Annotated in this window: 13 protein-coding genes; 10 read left to right on the top strand and 3 right to left on the bottom strand. The window is 70.5% G+C overall.

From position 1 onward, the window contains the following. Nucleotides 1–82: 82 nt before the first annotated feature. Both ACN28I_RS39305 and ACN28I_RS39300 read left to right on the top strand, forming a co-directional pair. Nucleotides 83–934 (top strand): DUF2381 family protein, encoded by an 852-nt coding sequence (locus ACN28I_RS39305; protein ID WP_420947009.1) that lies wholly within the window; start codon nt 83–85, stop codon nt 932–934. Further along, entirely contained in the window at nt 931–2,706 is a 1,776-nt protein-coding gene (locus ACN28I_RS39300) for a serine/threonine protein kinase (RefSeq protein ID WP_420947008.1), read from the top strand. Before ACN28I_RS39305 ends, ACN28I_RS39300 begins: the two co-directional genes overlap by 4 nt. 186 nt (nt 2,707–2,892) lie before the next feature. Here the strand turns inward: ACN28I_RS39300 and ACN28I_RS39295 are convergent, their stop codons facing one another. Together ACN28I_RS39295 and ACN28I_RS39290 are read right to left on the bottom strand one after the other, a co-directional pair. Further along, a complete protein-coding gene (locus ACN28I_RS39295; protein ID WP_420947007.1) occupies nt 2,893–3,393 on the bottom strand; it encodes a GNAT family N-acetyltransferase in 501 nt (166 codons plus the stop codon). Between the two features lie 3 nt (nt 3,394–3,396). After that, a complete protein-coding gene (locus ACN28I_RS39290; protein WP_420947006.1) occupies nt 3,397–3,795 on the bottom strand; it encodes a hypothetical protein in 399 nt (132 codons plus the stop codon). A 155-nt stretch (nt 3,796–3,950) separates the two neighbouring features. Here ACN28I_RS39290 and ACN28I_RS39285 point away from each other — a divergent pair, with 155 nt between their 5' ends. The 8 genes from ACN28I_RS39285 (at nt 3,951) to ACN28I_RS39250 (ending at nt 14,476) form a co-directional block, all read left to right on the top strand. Further along, the gene (locus tag ACN28I_RS39285; RefSeq protein ID WP_420947005.1) at nt 3,951–5,876 is read left to right on the top strand and encodes an AAA domain-containing protein; all 1,926 of its coding nucleotides are present in this window, start codon (nt 3,951–3,953) and stop codon (nt 5,874–5,876) included. A 221-nt stretch (nt 5,877–6,097) separates the two neighbouring features. After that, entirely contained in the window at nt 6,098–6,271 is a 174-nt protein-coding gene (locus tag ACN28I_RS39280) for a hypothetical protein (RefSeq protein ID WP_420947004.1), read from the top strand. Nucleotides 6,272–6,355: 84 nt separating this feature from the next. After that, entirely contained in the window at nt 6,356–7,213 is an 858-nt protein-coding gene (locus ACN28I_RS39275) for an alpha/beta fold hydrolase (protein ID WP_420947003.1), read from the top strand. A 190-nt stretch (nt 7,214–7,403) separates the two neighbouring features. Beyond that, complete coding sequence (locus ACN28I_RS39270) at nt 7,404–10,415, top strand: hypothetical protein (protein ID WP_420948802.1); 3,012 nt, start codon at nt 7,404–7,406, stop codon at nt 10,413–10,415. 135 nt (nt 10,416–10,550) lie between these two features. Next, a complete protein-coding gene (locus ACN28I_RS39265) occupies nt 10,551–11,885 on the top strand; it encodes a serine/threonine-protein kinase (protein ID WP_420947002.1) in 1,335 nt (444 codons plus the stop codon). Beyond that, nucleotides 11,875–12,429: a Uma2 family endonuclease gene (locus tag ACN28I_RS39260; RefSeq protein WP_420947001.1), complete on the top strand. Its 555-nt coding sequence runs from the start codon at nt 11,875–11,877 to the stop codon at nt 12,427–12,429. Before ACN28I_RS39265 ends, ACN28I_RS39260 begins: the two co-directional genes overlap by 11 nt. A gap of 200 nt (nt 12,430–12,629) precedes the next feature. Beyond that, entirely contained in the window at nt 12,630–13,175 is a 546-nt protein-coding gene (locus ACN28I_RS39255; RefSeq protein ID WP_420947000.1) for a TIGR02265 family protein, read from the top strand. Nucleotides 13,176–13,213: 38 nt separating this feature from the next. Then, nucleotides 13,214–14,476 (top strand): metallophosphoesterase, encoded by a 1,263-nt coding sequence (locus tag ACN28I_RS39250; RefSeq protein WP_420946999.1) that lies wholly within the window; start codon nt 13,214–13,216, stop codon nt 14,474–14,476. Between the two features lie 10 nt (nt 14,477–14,486). On the opposite strand, the gene ACN28I_RS39245 is transcribed toward ACN28I_RS39250, so the two are convergent. Further along, the gene (locus ACN28I_RS39245) at nt 14,487–15,788 is read right to left on the bottom strand and encodes a serine hydrolase domain-containing protein (RefSeq protein ID WP_420946998.1); all 1,302 of its coding nucleotides are present in this window, start codon (nt 15,786–15,788) and stop codon (nt 14,487–14,489) included. Nucleotides 15,789–15,813: the final 25 nt, after the last annotated feature.

Genomic DNA, 15,813 nt, shown 5'->3' with positions numbered 1-15,813 from the left:
TCCGGGGTGACCGCTCCGGTTGAGCAGTCCTTGTCCGCGCAGGCGGGAGCCTCTACGGTGCGAGCCTCTCCCCGGAGGCCCCTTGCGCCCTCGCCCCTGGACCGCTCTGCCCTGGCTCCTTCTCGTCACCACCACCGCCGCGATACCAGCGCGGGCCACCGGGCGCGAGTCGCGGCGCGGCACGGTGCTCGTCGCGGGGCGGCCGGAGGCGCCTCCGGTGCTGTACGTGGACGCGGGCACGGTCACCCGGGTGCGCTTCGTGGACCTCGTGGAGCCACGCGCGCCGCCGGGGCCCGAGTGGCAGGGGCGCGTCGAGGTGGCTCCGTTCGGAGAGCGCTCCCTGGTGGTCTCCCCCGTGAAGGACCTGCCGGAGGGGGAACGCCTGCTGCTGCCGGTGACGGGACACACGGAGGCCGGCGAGCCCGTCACACTGACGCTGGCGCTCGTCACCCGGAAGGAGGTGGTGGACGCGGAAGCGTGGGTGTCCCGTGCGCGCGTGCATCCCGAGCCGGTGGCGGACGGGGACGAGGTGGACGCGGTCGCCCGCAAGCTGCTCGCGAGCCATGCACCGGGAGGCGATAATCCCAGGCTGTCGCTCCGTATTCCGGGCACGGAAGGAGCCACGCTGCAGGCCGGCAACCTCCGGGCCTGGGTTGAGTCCGCCCTCCAGGTAGAGGGGCATCTCTTCGTGACGCTCACCCTCCAGGCCGACCGCCGTCACGCCAGGCCCTGGCGGCTCGTTCGGGTCCGGCTGGAGGCCGGGTGCCCCCAGGGTGAGGGGCTCCCCGTACGCATCACCTCGGGTGCTTTCGGGCGGTATCAGGTCCACACCTTCACTACGCCACTGCCAGAGGGGGCCGGATGCGTGGGGCTGACCCTGGAGGAGGACGGCCCCCGGACGTTGCGCCTCGAGGGTCTGAAGGTGTCTCCATGAAGCGCCCCCTCCACCCGGACCAGCTCCGGCCGGGCCATCGCGTGCGTCACTACCGGGTGGTCCGCCGTCTGGGCTCCGGCGGCTTCTCCACCGTCCTCCTGGTGGAGCACGCAGGCCGCCCCTTCTCGATGAAGCTGGCGGCGCGGCCGCCGAGTGCCGAGGACGAGGCGCGCGTGGACGAGCGGGCCGTCCGCGAAGCGGTGGCGCTGGGACACTTCCAGCATCCCCATCTGCCAAAGGTATACGAGACGGGACGCTGGCCGGACGTGGACTCGGGCTACTTCTTCGTTGTCACCGAGTACATCCCCGGGTGCACCTTCAACCCATGGCGCTGGAAGACACAGGCCCCACTGCGCCGCTTGGCGGAAGAGGCGGCCGAGGCGGCACGGGTGCTCGCGGAGCTGCACGAGCGCGGCGTGGTGCACCGGGACCTCAAGGCAGACAACCTCCTCATCCGGGAGGGGGACGAGAAGCTCTTCCTCACCGACTTCGGCTCGGCCTTCCTACCCGGGGCCTACACGCTGACGCAGGTGTTGCCGCCGACCACGTTCCACAACCTGCCTCCCGAGTGCGCCACCTTTCTCATCAACGGCGAGTGGGAGCAGGGAGTGCGTCTCCCCGCGGCCCCCGCGATGGACCTCTACGGCCTGGGGGCCCTGCTCTACGAGGCACTCACCGACTGTCATCCCTTCAGCCCCCGGCTGCCGCAGGCGCAGCTGCTGCTCGCCATCGAGGAGGTTGTTCCGAAGGAGCCCATTCTGATCGACCCGCGTGTACCGCGAGGTCTCAATGACCTGACGATGCGGCTGCTGGCGAAGAAGCCGGAGCAGCGCCCCGCGAGTGCCTGGGCCGTCCACGAGGAGCTGACGCGGATGCTGGAGGCGGAGGGCGACTCGGAGCACTGGAAGTGCCCGTATGCCTTTGCTGCCCGGGAAGAGGAGCCTCCCGTCCCTTCAGCGGAGGAAGTGGCCCCGGAGGCGTCCTCTCCGCCCCGGCAGGCGGAGGACGCACGGAAGGAGCCGGGGCGCCGGTGGGGGCCGCTCCTGGTGCTCGCCGTCACCGCGGGGGTGCTCGGAGTAGGGTGGAGCCTGGTCCGCGTGGGGTGCATGTCTGCCTTCGAGCTGGCGTGCTCTGGCGCGGGCTCCACCGAGAAAGGAAGCCATCTCTTGTCCCGCCCCAGCAACGCCGACGACACCTCCTCGAAGCCCAACCCCGCAAGCGGCCTGTGCACGTGGCTGGGTGCCTGTGCCGCCGCGAACCTGCTGGCATGCGCGAGCGCGCCCATCCGCCCCGAGATGGAACCCCTCCTCGCGCAGTGCCCGCCCGAGGCCCGCCAGACAGCCAGCCGGCTGGGCCTCAAGTCCATCATGGAAGTCAATCTGGTGAACGTGACGTGCGCGGGGCCAGGGGACTTCTGCAATACGGTCAACGTCAAGAGCGGGCCGGTGGAGGGCGAGCTCATCTTGAACGATGAGGACTTCTTCAAGGTGACGGGTGAGGCGAAGGTTTTCCCGGATCGGGTCTACATCTACTTCGACCGGCTCCATCCCACGCCCGAGGGCCCGCCCGTGCCCTTCTGCGGCGCGGCCCTGAACGACAGCAGGAACCGCTTCGGGGTGTCGACGTGGGCGGCCATTCCGCAAAAGGGCGCCCTGGTGGACCCCGCCAAGGTGGACCGGAGTCCCCATGCCGCCGTGCTCAACTTCCCCATCGTGTTCACCTACATCCAGGGCCCCGACAACAAGTTCCGGCCCCGGGTCATCACCGAGTAGGCGCAGCAGTTCGACGTGCCGCCGTCGGCAAGAGGAGCCAGTGGGGCGCCTTCCGGCCGCGCGTCGTGCCGGCTGGTCCAACAATCGGACCAGTTGCTCTCGATCGCGGCCAGGACCTCCCCCCTTGAGCTGAAGTCAGGTGCTGGCAGGTTCCAGGACGGACTGCCGCGGTTGCCGAGGCTGGAACTATGTCGTGTTGGCTGTGGTGAGCAGAGGCAGCAGGTCGAGCACCATGCGGCAGGGGTACTCGTCGGCCAGGCGCGTGAAGCCGAACTGCTCGTAAAAGCAAGCCGCCTGCTCCTCGGTGGCATCGGTGAAGAAGAGGCGGAACGCAACGGGACCCGATTGTGCGAGCTGGAGGGTCAGGCCCAATGCTTCCTCGAAAAGGAAGCGCCCCAGTCCCTGACCTTGGACCCGTTGATCCACGGCGAGCCGCGCGAGCAGCACCCCGGGAATGGGGAATCCTGCGCCCCGCTCCACGCTCACTGTCGAGAGACTGAAGTAGCCCGCGAGACGCAGCCCCTCCTGGCCCTCATCAATGGCCACATAGGTTCTCGCCAACAGGTCCTTCTCCAGGTGCCGGAGCGCATCGCGCTGCAGGTACTCGACGAGGGAGGCGTGCTGATTCTGGAAGCCCTTGAGCAGCGTGCGGTGCCGGCGCCCGAGAGGCTCGACGCGGAGGCCCATCGGTCACGCCGTCTTCTTCCAACGAAGCTTCGGTGGACGGCGCTTCGGGTTGGCGAGGCGTTGGAGCACGGCTCGCAGTGCGGGCGTCGGCGAGAACCCGCGGTCGAGGAGATGAGCCAGCCGCTCCACTTCGGCGCCGGACAGGGTGAGGTGAGGAACCACCGGCGTCTCATGGCTCGCGCGCAGCCGCTCGATGACGGGATGGGAGAGGATCTCGACCTCGGTGCCTCGCCGGGCCTCCACGCTGCGCCCCGCTTCCGCCTGCCGGACGACCCATGCGGCCAGAGAGGCCACTTCGCGCAGGAGATCCGCCTTCTGGCTCGGAGCGAGCCCAAGCCGCTGCCGGAGTTCTTCGAGTTCCTGATCGAGGACCGAGTTGGTCTGGGCCTGGAAGCGGGACATGGCACACCTTTGTCCAAGTGAGTAGAAATCTACTCACGCTCTGATGTTGTGGACAAGCGGCACTTCCCGTCCGGTGGAGCACGCTTGCCCTGCTGAGCGCCCTGGTTTCGTGGACTCCCATGCAGGCACCCCGCGCGTGGCATAAACCTTCCCCCATGGCTCGCGACGCCTCCTTCTTCGACTCCCTTGGCCGCCTCCTCGCCCTCGAGCGCGAGGCCGAGCGCGCCCGTATGGAAGCCCTCGCCGAGGGCATGTCCCTCCAGCAGCGCGCCGAGCAGGGCCTCTCCTTCCTCGACCTGGAGAGCATCGAGGAAGAGGTCGGCCTCGGTGGCCGCGTCCTCGTCACCCTCGCCCGCAAGGATAGGGCCCGCTTCCCCGCACGCCTCGACAACGGTGACCAGGTCGCCGTCTTCCCCCGCCGCTCCGAAATCAAGGAGCCCGCTCGCGCCCTCGTCTCCCGCGCCACCGCCACCCGCGTCACCCTCGCCTTCGACCGCGAGCCCCCTCCCTTCGTCCACGAGGGCCTCCTCCGCCTCGACCGCGTCCCCAACGACGTCACCTACGAGCGTGTCCGCGCCGGCCTCCAGCGCGTCAAGGCGCTCGACAAGGGCGCCGCCCGCCGCAAGCGCGAGGTGCTCCTGGGCAACGAGCCTCCCCGCTTCGACAACCTCCGCGAATTCACCCCCACCCGCCCCCTCAACCCCGAGCAGCACGAGGCCGTCTCCCGGGCCCTCGCCGCCGAGGACTTCTTCCTCGTCCACGGCCCTCCCGGCACCGGCAAGAGCACCGTGCTCGCCGAGGTCGCCGCCCAGGCCGTCGCCCAGGGCCAACGTCTGCTGTGCACCGCCGCCAGCAACGCCGCCGTCGACCACCTCACCGACCTCTGTCTCGACAAGGGCCTGCGCACCATCCGCGTCGGCCACCCCGCCCGCGTCACGCCCCGCCTCCAGGAGCACACCCTCGACATCGTGGTGGAGGAGCACCCCGACCGCGTCCTCTCCCGCGAGCTCTTCGACGAGGCCTTCTCCCTGCTCGGCTATGCCCGCCGCCAGCGCAATCAGGGCCGCAGCAGCGCGCGCTTCGCCAACGCCCGCGCCTCCACCACCGAGGCCAAGAGCCTCCTCAGCGAGGCCCGCGCCCTCGAGCGCAAGGCCCTGCGCGCCGTCCTCGAGCGTGCCCAGGTCGTCTGCGTCACGCTCGCCAGCCTCGAGTCCGGCATCCTCTCCCACGAGGAGTTCGACCTCGCCCTGCTCGACGAGGCCACCCAGGCCACCGAGCCCCTCACCCTGCTCGGCTTCCTCCGCGCCCCCAAGGTCGTGCTCGCCGGAGACCCCCAGCAGCTCCCGCCCACCGTCCTCTCCCAGGAAGCCGCGAAACAGGGGCTCGCCGTCAGCCTCTTCGAGCGCCTGCTCTCCGACCACGGCGAGGGCGTCAAGCGCATGCTCCGCGAGCAGTACCGGATGAACACCGCCATCATGTCCTTCCCCTCGAAGGAGATGTACGGCGGCGAGCTGCGCGCCCACCCCAGCGTGGCGGACCGCACCCTCGCGGACGTGCTGCCCCCGGAGGCCGGCAACCTGGATGCCCCGCCCGTCCTCTTCCTCGACACCGCCGGCAAGGGCTTCGACGAGGAGCAGGAGAAGGACACCGGCAGCCTCTTCAACCGCGGCGAGGCGGACCTCCTCATCGCCCGCGTGAAGGAGCTGCTCGGCGCCGGCCTGGAGCCCCGCGAGCTCGCCGTCATCACCCCCTACCGCGCCCAGGCCCACGCCCTGCGCGAGCGCGTGGAGCCCCTCTCCCCCGACATCGAGGTGGACACCGTCGACGCCTTCCAGGGCCGCGAGAAGGACGCCATCCTCGTCTCCCTCACCCGCTCCAACTCCGAGGGCCAGCTCGGCTTCCTCACCGATCTGCGCCGCATCAACGTCGCCATCACCCGCGCCCGCAGGCACCTCTTCGTGGTGGGAGATTCGGCCACCCTCAGCGCCCACCCCTTCTACGCCCGCCTCATCGAGTCCACCCAGGAGGGCTCCGGCTACCGCTCCGCCTGGGAGTGGCCAGACCCCGCCGACTCCCTCTGAAAAGTGAGAAAACGAGAACCTCGACAGGCACTCCCGGGCACTACGCAAAAGGTGCAGTCCTACACGCACGTTTTGTCGCAACCCCCCGCAAGATTTGTCACTCCCGTAGGGGCAGGCAGGCGCTAAATCCCCGGATTCCTTGTGGTCCCCCGAAAGCAGGGGGTCGGCATGCCGCATGCTTGGGAAGAGAGCGGGGGAAGGCAGCCCTCAAGGAGGCAGCCATGTCGCAGGTTCGTTCCGTCGTGTCGAAAGAAGCCGATGTCTGGATCCTCCGCCTGGAGAAGGCGAACGGGAAGGTCCAGGAGTACCGCTGCACTTCCGAGGGCCAGGCCAAGCAGCTCGCCCTGCTGCTCGCCGCCTCGGCGCCCATGGAGGCCGTCCAGCTCCAGGCCTGAGCCGTCCTCGCAGTCGCCAACGGCGGCCGGATGCGTCATGCGGCACCGGCCGGAGTAGTCTTCCCGGCCCGCAAGGAGCCGCCGTTGCCTTCATCCTTCGAGTCGTTGACAGCCGATGCCCACGGCCTCGCCCTCCACGCGCGTCAGCGCAATCCCGGGGGCGCTCCCGCAGTGGTGTTCCTCCACGGCTGGCTGGACCATTCCCACAGCTTCGACCTCGTCGCCGAGCACCTGCCGGACTCCTGGCGACTGGTGCTGCTCGACTTCCGCGGCATGGGCCGCAGCGCGCACCAGCCGGGCCACGCCCACTACCAGTTCGCCGAGCACCTGGTGGACGTGGAGGCGGTGCTGCGCGCCACGGGACTGGAATCGGCCCACTTCGTCGGCCACTCGCTCGGCGGCATCGTCGCCACCGCCTACGCCGCCGCCCGCCCCCGGCGCGTCCTCAGCCTCAGCCTGATCGAAAGCCTCGGCCCCACCGGAGGCCCTCCGGAAAACGCGCTCCCCCGGCTGCGCGGCTTCCTCGATGACCTGGAGCGCCCACCCAACCGCAAGCGCTACCCCGGCGTGGAGGCCGCCGCCGCCCGCCTGCGCGAGTACACCCCCTCCCTGCCCGAGAGCGTCGCGCTCCACCTGGCCCGCCATGGCACCACGCCCGTGGACGGCGGCCTCGTCTTCACCTTTGATCCCGCGCACCGCCGCCGCTTCGCCTTCGGCTACGACGATGCCCAGTGGCTCGCCGTCTCCTCCGCCGTCACCTGCCCCGTGCAGTTGATCCTCGGCCGCGAGGGCTTCCTCTTGGAGGAGGAGCGCGCCCTGCCGAGGATGGCCGCCCTGCGGCTGGGGCCCCCGTCCATCATCCCCGGCGGGCACCACGTCCACCTGGAGCAGCCCGCGGCCGTGGCGCGCGCCCTGGTGCAGTTCATCTCCCCCGCCCGCTAGTCCCTCCGGCGCTCCCCGGCAAGCCGGGAAAACTCCTTCCACCCTTCAGGGTAAGCCGCTTCCCTCCGTTCGTATCCCACATCCACACCCCTGGCCAACCCACTGTTTTCACTGGCTTCCCAGTCGACATCGGGTTGGTCGCCCGTTTGCATTGAGGCCCAGCCGGATGGGCGCGAGGCGAGAACAGGCGATGAAGACGGGGCTGAGGGGTGGGCGGATCATCGGGCTGTCGCTGCTGGCGGCGCTTCTGGCCGCATGCCACGAGCCGGGGAACACCCGCTCGGTGCTGGCCACGGCGGCAGTGGACGCGGACGCACTCGACTTCGGCGAGGTGCCGGTCGGGCAATGGCGCGAGAAGGTCGTGCGCCTGCGCAACGTGGGCTACGTGCCCTTCCATGCGTTGGAGGCGCTGGGGCTCGAGAAGAACCCCTCCTACGAGGTCTCCTTCGAGGGCGAGGGCCGGGTCCTGCCCGGCGAGGAGAAGTTGGTGCGGGTGCGCTTCCACCCGCTCGCCGAGGGTCCCGTGGAGGAGCGCGTCCACGTCACCACGGACGCCAACTCGGGCGGTGAGCACACGGTGCGGGTGACGGGCCAGGGCGTGCCCCTGCCCATCGACATCCATCCGCCCGTGCTGGACTTCGAGACGCTGGAGGTGGACAGCGAGCGCACGCTGCGCCTCACCATCACCAACCCGGTGGATCTGCCGCTCACCGTGACGGTGAAGGGCGCGGCGGCCGACGCCTTCCGCACCGACACCATCACCGTGCCGCCCCACAGCACGCACCAGGTGGAGACGCGCTACCTGCCGACGGAGCTCGGGGACATGCGCGCGCTGGTGGAGGTGAAGCCGTGCGCCACCTGTACTCCGTCGACGGCGGAGCTGGCGGGCCGCTCGGTGGCGAGCGCCTTCGTGTTCGATCCCTCGCCGATGCCCTTCGATTTGATTCCCGTGCACGAGCGCACGAAGTCCTTCACGCGGGCGCGCAACATCACCTGGCGGCCGGTCACCCTCCAGGGGCTGACCACCAATGACCGGGCCTTCACGCCGCTGAAGGAAGTGCGCGCCACGGAGGTGAAGCCGGGCGAGGTGGTGGAGCTGCCCATGGAGTTCGCGGCGCGCACCTCCGGGCCCACCAAGGCCATGCTGACGGTGGGCTACGAGTCGGACAAGCCGCGCCAGACGCAGGTGATTCTCGATGCGAACGGCGGCCGGCCCCGGCTGGCGGTGGCCCCGCTGGCGCTGGACTTCGGCGAGCTGCCCGTGGGCGGCAAGGTGGGCAGGACGATCCGCCTGTCCAACGGCGGCACCACCGGCAACCTGTACTTCCGGGGCGTGCGGGGTGCCGGTGCCGCGGAGCACTTCTCGGTGGACGTGCCCCTGCGCGGCAAGGTGCCCCAGCCCTGGATGGCGGGGACGGCCTGGCCGGCGCTGGGCGCGGACAACATCCCCATCGCCCCCGGCGCGGATGGGCTGGACCTGACGGTGTACTTCGAGCCCACGGGCGAGGGGCCCTGGACGGCCACGCTGGTGCTCGTCTCGGATGACCTGTTCAACCCCGAGCGGGAGATCATCCTCACCGGCCGCGCGCGGGCCACGGGCCCCTGCGTCTTCGAGCTGCAGCCCCAGCCGCTGCTGGACTTCGGCAACGTGGAGCCGGGCCGTGGCGCCGTGCTGGGCTTCTACTTCCGCAACCCCGGCCGCGAGGAGTGCGCGGTGAAGGACATCCACCTGTCCAATGACGGCGGAGGCGCCTTCTTCATGCCGGGTGGCAAGCTGGCGGGCGGCGTGGTGCCGTACGACTCGGCCTTCAGCGCGATGATCGCCTTCCGGCCCCAGGCGCCGGGCGAGTTCCAGGGCGAGCTGAAGCTGACGGTGAACAACCCGGCGACGCCCACGGTGACGCTGCCCATCCGCGGCGTGTCGCAGGCGAGCTGCCTGGTGGCCGCGCCGTCCTTCGTGGACTTCGGGCCCATCCGTTACGACTGCCCGGCCATGCCCCGGCGCACGCTCATCTCCAACCAGTGCGCCGCGCCCGTCGTCATGGACGACGCGCGCCTCGGCGCGGGCACCAGCGGCCAGTTCTCCCTGGTGACGCCCCTGGCCCTGCCGCGCATGCTGGCGCCCGGCGAGGGCGTGGAGGTGGAGTTCTCCTACGCGCGCAACGTGCATGGCCAGCACTACACGCCCTTCTTCGCGTCCGCCGAGAACGAGACGGCGCCGCTGCTCGTCCCGCTGCTGGCGGAGACGAACCACGAGGGCCTGCAACTGGACCGCTTCACCCAGGGCACGGACAGCCAACTGGACGTCCTCTTCGTGGTGTCCAACACCACCACCATGGAGACCTTCCAGAATCGGCTGAAGGCGGCCCTGCCCGGGTGGGTGGAGCGCGCGCGCAAGGAGGGAGTGGACCTGCGCCTGGGCGTCACCAGCACGGGCCTGGGTGCCCGGGCCGGGGTGTGCGGCGGCCCGGCGGCGGGCGGTGAGGCCGGACGGCTCGCTCCGGTGGATGGCCGGCGCTCCCGCGCCATCTCCAGCACCGCGGCCACGGCGGCGGCGACGGTGCAGGCCAACATCGACGAGGTGGGGCTGTGCCACAACCTGGTGCAGGGCCTGGAGACGATGCGCCAGGCGCTCTCCTCGCCCCTGGCCACCAGCGCGGATGATCCGCGCACCCCGCTGCCCAACGACGGCAACCAGGGCTTCCTGCGCTCCACGGCCCGGCTCGCGGTGGTGGTGGTGTCCGACGAGGACGACCACTCGGGCTTCGACCCGGAGAGCTACGTGCAGTTCCTCCAGGCCGTGAAGGGCACCGGCATGGGGCACCGCACCCAGCTCTACGCGCTGGTGCCCACCGACACGCGCTGCAGCACCGCGGGCGGGCCCGGGCCGCGCTTCTCCAGCGTGGCCCAGCGCACCGGCGGCGCGGTGGGCTCCATCTGCTCCGGCGACTACGGCCCCTTCCTGGACAAGCTGCTGCAGCGCGCCGGCGAGCCCCAGGCGGACTTCTCCCTGAGCGCCACGCCCAACGGCATGGAGGAGATGTCCGTGCGCGTCCAGGGCCGGCGGCTGGCCGATGACCAGTGGACCTATGATCCGGCGCGCAACGCCATCGTCTTCCGGTCCGCCGCGGTGCCCACCACGGGCCAGACCATCGAGGTCCGCTACCGCAGCGCCTGCGTGGTGACCCCCGCGGCCCCCTGAGGTCCGGAGGGGATTCCGGGGCCCCGTCAAGAGGACGGGGTCCCTTCCGCTCGTGACCCCGGGGGGGCTATGGTGGGGTCCCCCGTGGAAACCTTCGGCCGTTACGAGCTGCTCCGAAAACTGGCGACTGGCGGAATGGGTCAGGTCTTCCTGGCCCGGCAGAAGGGGCCCGTGGGGTTCCAGAAGCTGCTCGTGGTCAAGCGGCTGCTGCCCCACCTCTCCGAGGACACGGACTTCATCAAGATGTTCCTGGATGAGGCCCGCATCGCCGGCATCCTCAACCACCCCAACATCGCTCAAATCTACGAGCTGGGGGACGTGGACGGGGTGCTCTACATCGCCATGGAGTACGTCCAGGGCGAGGCCGTCAGCCAGGTGAACGCCCGCGCCAACCAACGCAAGGGCGGGCTGCCGCTGGGGCTCAAGTGCCGCATCATCGCGGACGCCGCCGCGGGGTTGGACCATGCGCACCAGGCGCGCTCACCCTCGGGCCGCAAGCTGGGCCTCATCCACCGGGACGTGTCGCCGCAGAACGTGCTGGTGGGCTTCAACGGCAACGTGAAGCTCATCGACTTCGGCGTGGCCAAGGTGTCCAACAAGCTGAGCCACACGGTGGTGGGCACCATCAAGGGCAAGCACGCGTACATGTCCCCGGAGCAGGCCCGCGACGAGGAGCTCGACGCCCGCTCGGACGTGTACGGCCTGGGCATCGTCTTCTACGAGCTGCTCACCAGCCAGCGGCTCTTCAAGCGTGAGTCGGACATGGCCACCCTCAAGGCCGTGGTCGGCGCCAAGGTGATTCCGCCCTCCGAGGCCGTGCCCGGCATCCCCAGGTCGCTGGACGCCGTGGTGATGAAGGCGCTGGCCCGCAGGCGCGAGGAGCGCTTCCAGAGCGCCGGAGAAGCTCCAGCTCGCGCTCGAGGACTTCCTGCTCGCCGAGCGGCTCCCGGGCACCCCGGCCCACCTCACCGCCTTCATGAAGGAGCTGTTCTCCTCGGAGCTGGAGGAGGAGCGCTTCGCCAGCGAGCCCACCGTCATCCAGTACGATCCACGGCTGGCGCGGGAGACGAGCTCGCCCTCCTCGACGAAGGTGGCGCCCGCGCAGGCCCCGGCGCCGCAGGCGAAGCAGGCACGGGCTCCCGCTGGCGCCACGCCTCCGAAGGGCCGCGCCGCCGCTCCGGCTCCCGCGGCCCGCCGTCCCACCGCGACTCGCGGAAGTGGCGAGGACACCGAGGAGTCGTAGACCGTCGTCCCAGCGCGCTCGCGGGCGGGCAGACAGGCGGCTCGCGTGAGGACCCGTGGGAATTCCGGCGGCTGGCCCCGGGTAGCCGCTTGCGGCGGGCTGCTTCCGGAGGCAACTTCTCAGGGAAGATGGCTCCGGGTGACGTGACACGTCAGACCGGGGTGCTAGACCGGCTCCATGGAAACGGAGACGGGCGTCGAGGGACCGAGGGAATCCATGGGACGTGAACGAGCCACCTACGCCGACCTGGAGGCCCTCCCGGAGCACGTGGTGGGGGAGCTCATCGACGGGGAGCTGTACGCCAGTCCCCGGCCAGCGAGTCCTCACGCGATGGCGGCCTCCGTGCTGCATATGGAGCTGGGAGGAGCATTCCACCGGGGACGGGGAGGCCCCGGCGGATGGATCCTCCTGTATGAACCGGAGCTGCACCTGGGGCAGGACGTACTGGTGCCGGACCTTGCGGGCTGGCGCAGGGATCGGATGCCGCAGATGCCGCACATCGTGGGCTTCACGCTCGCGCCGGACTGGGTGTGTGAGGTGCTCTCCCCCTCCACAGCCAGGCTGGACCGAACGGCCAAGCTCCCCGTGTACGCGCGTGAGGGCGTCCGGCACGTGTGGTTCGTGGATCCGAAGGCGCGCACGTTGGAGGTGTTCCGGCTGGAGGGGGCGCACTATTCGCCGCTGGCCACCCACACCGGCACGGCCCGGGTGCGCGCCGAGCCCTTCGAGGCACTGGAGCTGGAGCTCGCCGCCCTCTGGGACGAGGCGTAGCCACGCGCCAGCCATGGCGTGACGCAGTGAACAGGAACACCGGGGGCGGATTTGCCCGCTCCTCCACATCCAGCATCCTGGGGGCTCTGGCACGTCTGTCCGGGCGGGTAGGAGCGCGAGGATGAACAGCAAGGCCTTCACGGTGGAGGAGAGCGACTTCGGCTCGCGGCAGGAGCCTCGAGCGCAGGCTGGCCCTGGCGGTGCCGGGGCACACCATGCGCGGCTTCTTCTTCAATGGCGCGCTGGCGGCCGTGCGGGGCCTCGGAGACGACGCGGTGAGGCGCTGCCTCGAGGCGGGTGGAGAGACGAGCTTCACGAGCTTCTTCAACTACCCCGTCACCGCGTATCTCCGGGTCATCTACACGGCGGCGTGGCTGCTGCAGGAGCAGCAGGGAAGCTTCGAGGCCGCGATGCGCCGGGTCGGGTACATGGCGGCCCCGCCCTTCCTGTCCTCGGCGATGGGCAAGGCGCTGCTCTCGGTGACGCAGGGCAATCCGCGGATCCTCCTCAACAGCCTGCCCACGGCCTACCGGGCGGCGGTGAGCTACGGAGAGTGCGCGGTGAGGTGGACGGGGCTCCGGAGCGGGCTGCTCGTCACGAAGCACGACTTCATGCTCCCCCTCATCCATGAGGGCGCACTGCTCGCCCTCTTCGAGGTGCTGGGCACGCCGGGCGTGCGGGTGAGCGGGAGGCAGGTGGGGACGCTCGACAATGAAATCACCTTCTCCTGGCAGGGCCTTCAATAGAGGTGACAGGCCCGGTCCGGAGGAGCACCCTTCCCCCCATGGCGAACACCCATCCCGGGACGAGCAGATCCGAGCACCCCGTCGCCTACCTCACGGACGTGGAGGGCATCTGGGAGAAGCTGGCCAGCTTCTGTCAGGACAACCCGCACGTGTACCTCGAGGCCGAGGGGCGGCTCGTGGTGCGTCCGGGCGCCACCTTCATCTACGGGGGAGACGCCGTGGACCGAGGGCCGGATGGGCTCCGGGTGGTGCGCACGCTCCTGGAGGCCCGGCAGCGGCAGCCCTCCCAGGTGGTGCTGCTGGCGGGCAACCGGGACATCAACAAGCTGCGCCTGCTGCGCGAGCTGAACGGCCACCCCCTCCCGAGAACCCCCGCCGACATGCGGGCCGCCGCCCGGCCGGTGCTCCTGCGGTGGATCTTCGAGAACACCATGGGCGCACGCGGCGCCTTCGAGTTCCGCCGGGCCGAGCTGGAGCGCACCAGCGGGCCCGTGAGCGAGGAGGACGTGGTGGACAGCTTCCTCGCGGATGTCCGCCCCGGGGGGCCACTGCGCGACTACCTCTCCGTCTGCCAGCTCGCCTACCGGACCGGCAACACCCTCTTCGTCCACGGCGGAGTGCACGAACGCAGCCTCGGGGCGGTGCCCACGGGCGAGCACCCGGAGGGCGTGGATGCCTGGGTGGAGGCCCTGAACCGCTGGTACAGCGAGCAGCTCGCGGCCTTCCGAGAGGAGCGGCTCGAACCCAATGGCACCCCGGCCTGGGAGCCCCTCATCGCCTATCAGGCCCCCACTCCCGGCGAGCGCGTCAACCTCGGCAGCGTGGTGTACGGGCGCATGGCCGACGCACGCAACCACCCCGGGCTGCCCTCCCCCACCCTCATCGCGACCCTCGCCCGCTCGGGCATCCACCGGGTAGTGGTGGGCCATACGCCGAGCGGGGACTGTCCCTCGGTGCTGCGCGAGGAGTCCTTCGAGCTCATCCTCGCGGACAACTCCTACGGCCGCGTCGAGGGCGCCTCACGGCTCTTCCTCCGCGACGACAGCGTCTACGTGGAGGGCCGGGTGAAGCTGGATGACGGACGGCTGGAGCGGCTCCGCTTCCAGCTCGCGCTCGGTGACACCTCCGTGCCCATCGGCCGGCAGTTGCTCGATACCGGGCAGCTCGTGAAGGGGCCGCTCGAGAGCGGGGATTGGCTGCTGTTCCGCGCGCTGCCGCAGTTCCGCGTGGAACAGCTCCCGGTGGCCCCGAGCGCACTCGAGAGCCGGGCGATGGGCTCCCCGCGGACGGCGGCCCACTGAGTCCCGGCCGTCAGTCGACGAGGGCCTGGTAGACGAGCTGGCGCAACTGGGAGCGGAGCGGATAGGTGCTCGACGGAAGGAGCTGGGTCATGAAGACGACGGCCAGCTCCTCGGCCGGGTCCACCCAGAAGGAGGTGCTCGCCATGCCGCCCCAGTGGTACTCGCCCACGGTCGTCAGCGTGCGGTAGGCCACCGGATCCACGACCACCGCGAAGCCGAGCCCGAACCCGACGCCGTCGAAGCGCGTCTCGGCGAACAGCGGCCGGCCGAAGGCGGTGAGGTCCGCGCCCCCGGGCAGGTGGTTGCGGGTCATGTAGCTCACGGTCCTCGGAGAGAGCAGCCGCGCGCCGTCGAGCTCGCCACCGTTCAGGAGCATCCACGTGAAACGCGTGTAGTCGCGCGTCGTCGACACCAGCCCGCCGCCGCCGGACAGCCAGGGGGGAGGCTTCAGGATGCCCTTGCCGAGCGAGTCGAAGCGGATCGCCCGGGTGCGCGCGGGGTCCGCCGTGTACAGCGCGGCCAGCCGGCCCTGCCGCTCCTCGGGACACCAGAACGTGGTGTCGCGCATCCCGAGCGGTCCGAGGATGCGCTCGGCGAAGAAGGCCTCCAACGTCTGCCCGGAGAGGACTTCGACGAGCCGGCCGAGCACGTCCGTGGCCACCGAGTAGTTCCACTCGGCCCCGGGCTGGAAAGCGAGCGGGAGCTCCGCCCACCCTCGGACGCATGCCGCGAGGTCCATGCCTTCCGTGGCGCCGAGCTCGAAGCCGCGCAGCCGGTAGATTTCATCGGTGACGTGCACGCGGTGGAAGCCGTACGTCAGCCCCGCGGTGTGCGTGAGCAGGTGCCACACGCGGATGGGCTCGGTCGCGGGCACGGTGACGGGCCGGGCCGCGGGCCCTCCGACGTAGACGCGCGGCTGGGAGAACTCGGGCAGCCACCGGCTGACGGGATCGGACAGCTCGAAGGCGCCCTCCTCCCACAGCATCATCGCCGCGACGGAGGTGATGGGCTTCGTCATGGAGTAGAGGCGCCAGAGGGTGTCCGTCTCGACGGGGCGGCCGGCCTCCTTGTCGGCGAGCCCGTACGAGGACAGGTGCGCGACCTTGCCCCGGCGGGACACCATCACCTGCCAGCCCGCGAGCCGCCCGTCGTCGACGTACCGGCGCAGGTGCGTGTCGATGCGCCGCAACCGCTGCGCATCCAGGCCGACCTCACCCGGCTCGACGTTGATGCCGAAGTCCGCCATCCGTTGGCTCTCCCCTCCAGGCTCCGCGTGGAGCATGGCACGGATGACGCGGTGCACAAGCCTCATGAGCGGGCGCTGTTCTCGAAGGTGA

The organism is Archangium gephyra, assembly GCF_049060025.1.
Classification (GTDB): domain Bacteria; phylum Myxococcota; class Myxococcia; order Myxococcales; family Myxococcaceae; genus Archangium; species Archangium gephyra_A.
Note: the sequence above shows the minus strand (reverse complement) of the source record. Positions and strands in the feature narration are given on the sequence as shown.

Coding starts and splice junctions, on each gene's coding strand:
- ACN28I_RS39285 (WP_420947005.1), top strand. CDS start 3,951: ATGGCTCGCGACGCCTCCTTCTTCGACTCCCTTGGCCGCCTCCTCGCC.
- ACN28I_RS39280 (WP_420947004.1), top strand. CDS start 6,098: ATGTCGCAGGTTCGTTCCGTCGTGTCGAAAGAAGCCGATGTCTGGATC.
- ACN28I_RS39250 (WP_420946999.1), top strand. CDS start 13,214: ATGGCGAACACCCATCCCGGGACGAGCAGATCCGAGCACCCCGTCGCC.
- ACN28I_RS39245 (WP_420946998.1), bottom strand. CDS start 15,788: ATGAGGCTTGTGCACCGCGTCATCCGTGCCATGCTCCACGCGGAGCCT.
- ACN28I_RS39260 (WP_420947001.1), top strand. CDS start 11,875: ATGGGACGTGAACGAGCCACCTACGCCGACCTGGAGGCCCTCCCGGAG.
- ACN28I_RS39265 (WP_420947002.1), top strand. CDS start 10,551: ATGGGTCAGGTCTTCCTGGCCCGGCAGAAGGGGCCCGTGGGGTTCCAG.
- ACN28I_RS39270 (WP_420948802.1), top strand. CDS start 7,404: ATGAAGACGGGGCTGAGGGGTGGGCGGATCATCGGGCTGTCGCTGCTG.
- ACN28I_RS39290 (WP_420947006.1), bottom strand. CDS start 3,795: ATGTCCCGCTTCCAGGCCCAGACCAACTCGGTCCTCGATCAGGAACTC.
- ACN28I_RS39295 (WP_420947007.1), bottom strand. CDS start 3,393: ATGGGCCTCCGCGTCGAGCCTCTCGGGCGCCGGCACCGCACGCTGCTC.
- ACN28I_RS39300 (WP_420947008.1), top strand. CDS start 931: ATGAAGCGCCCCCTCCACCCGGACCAGCTCCGGCCGGGCCATCGCGTG.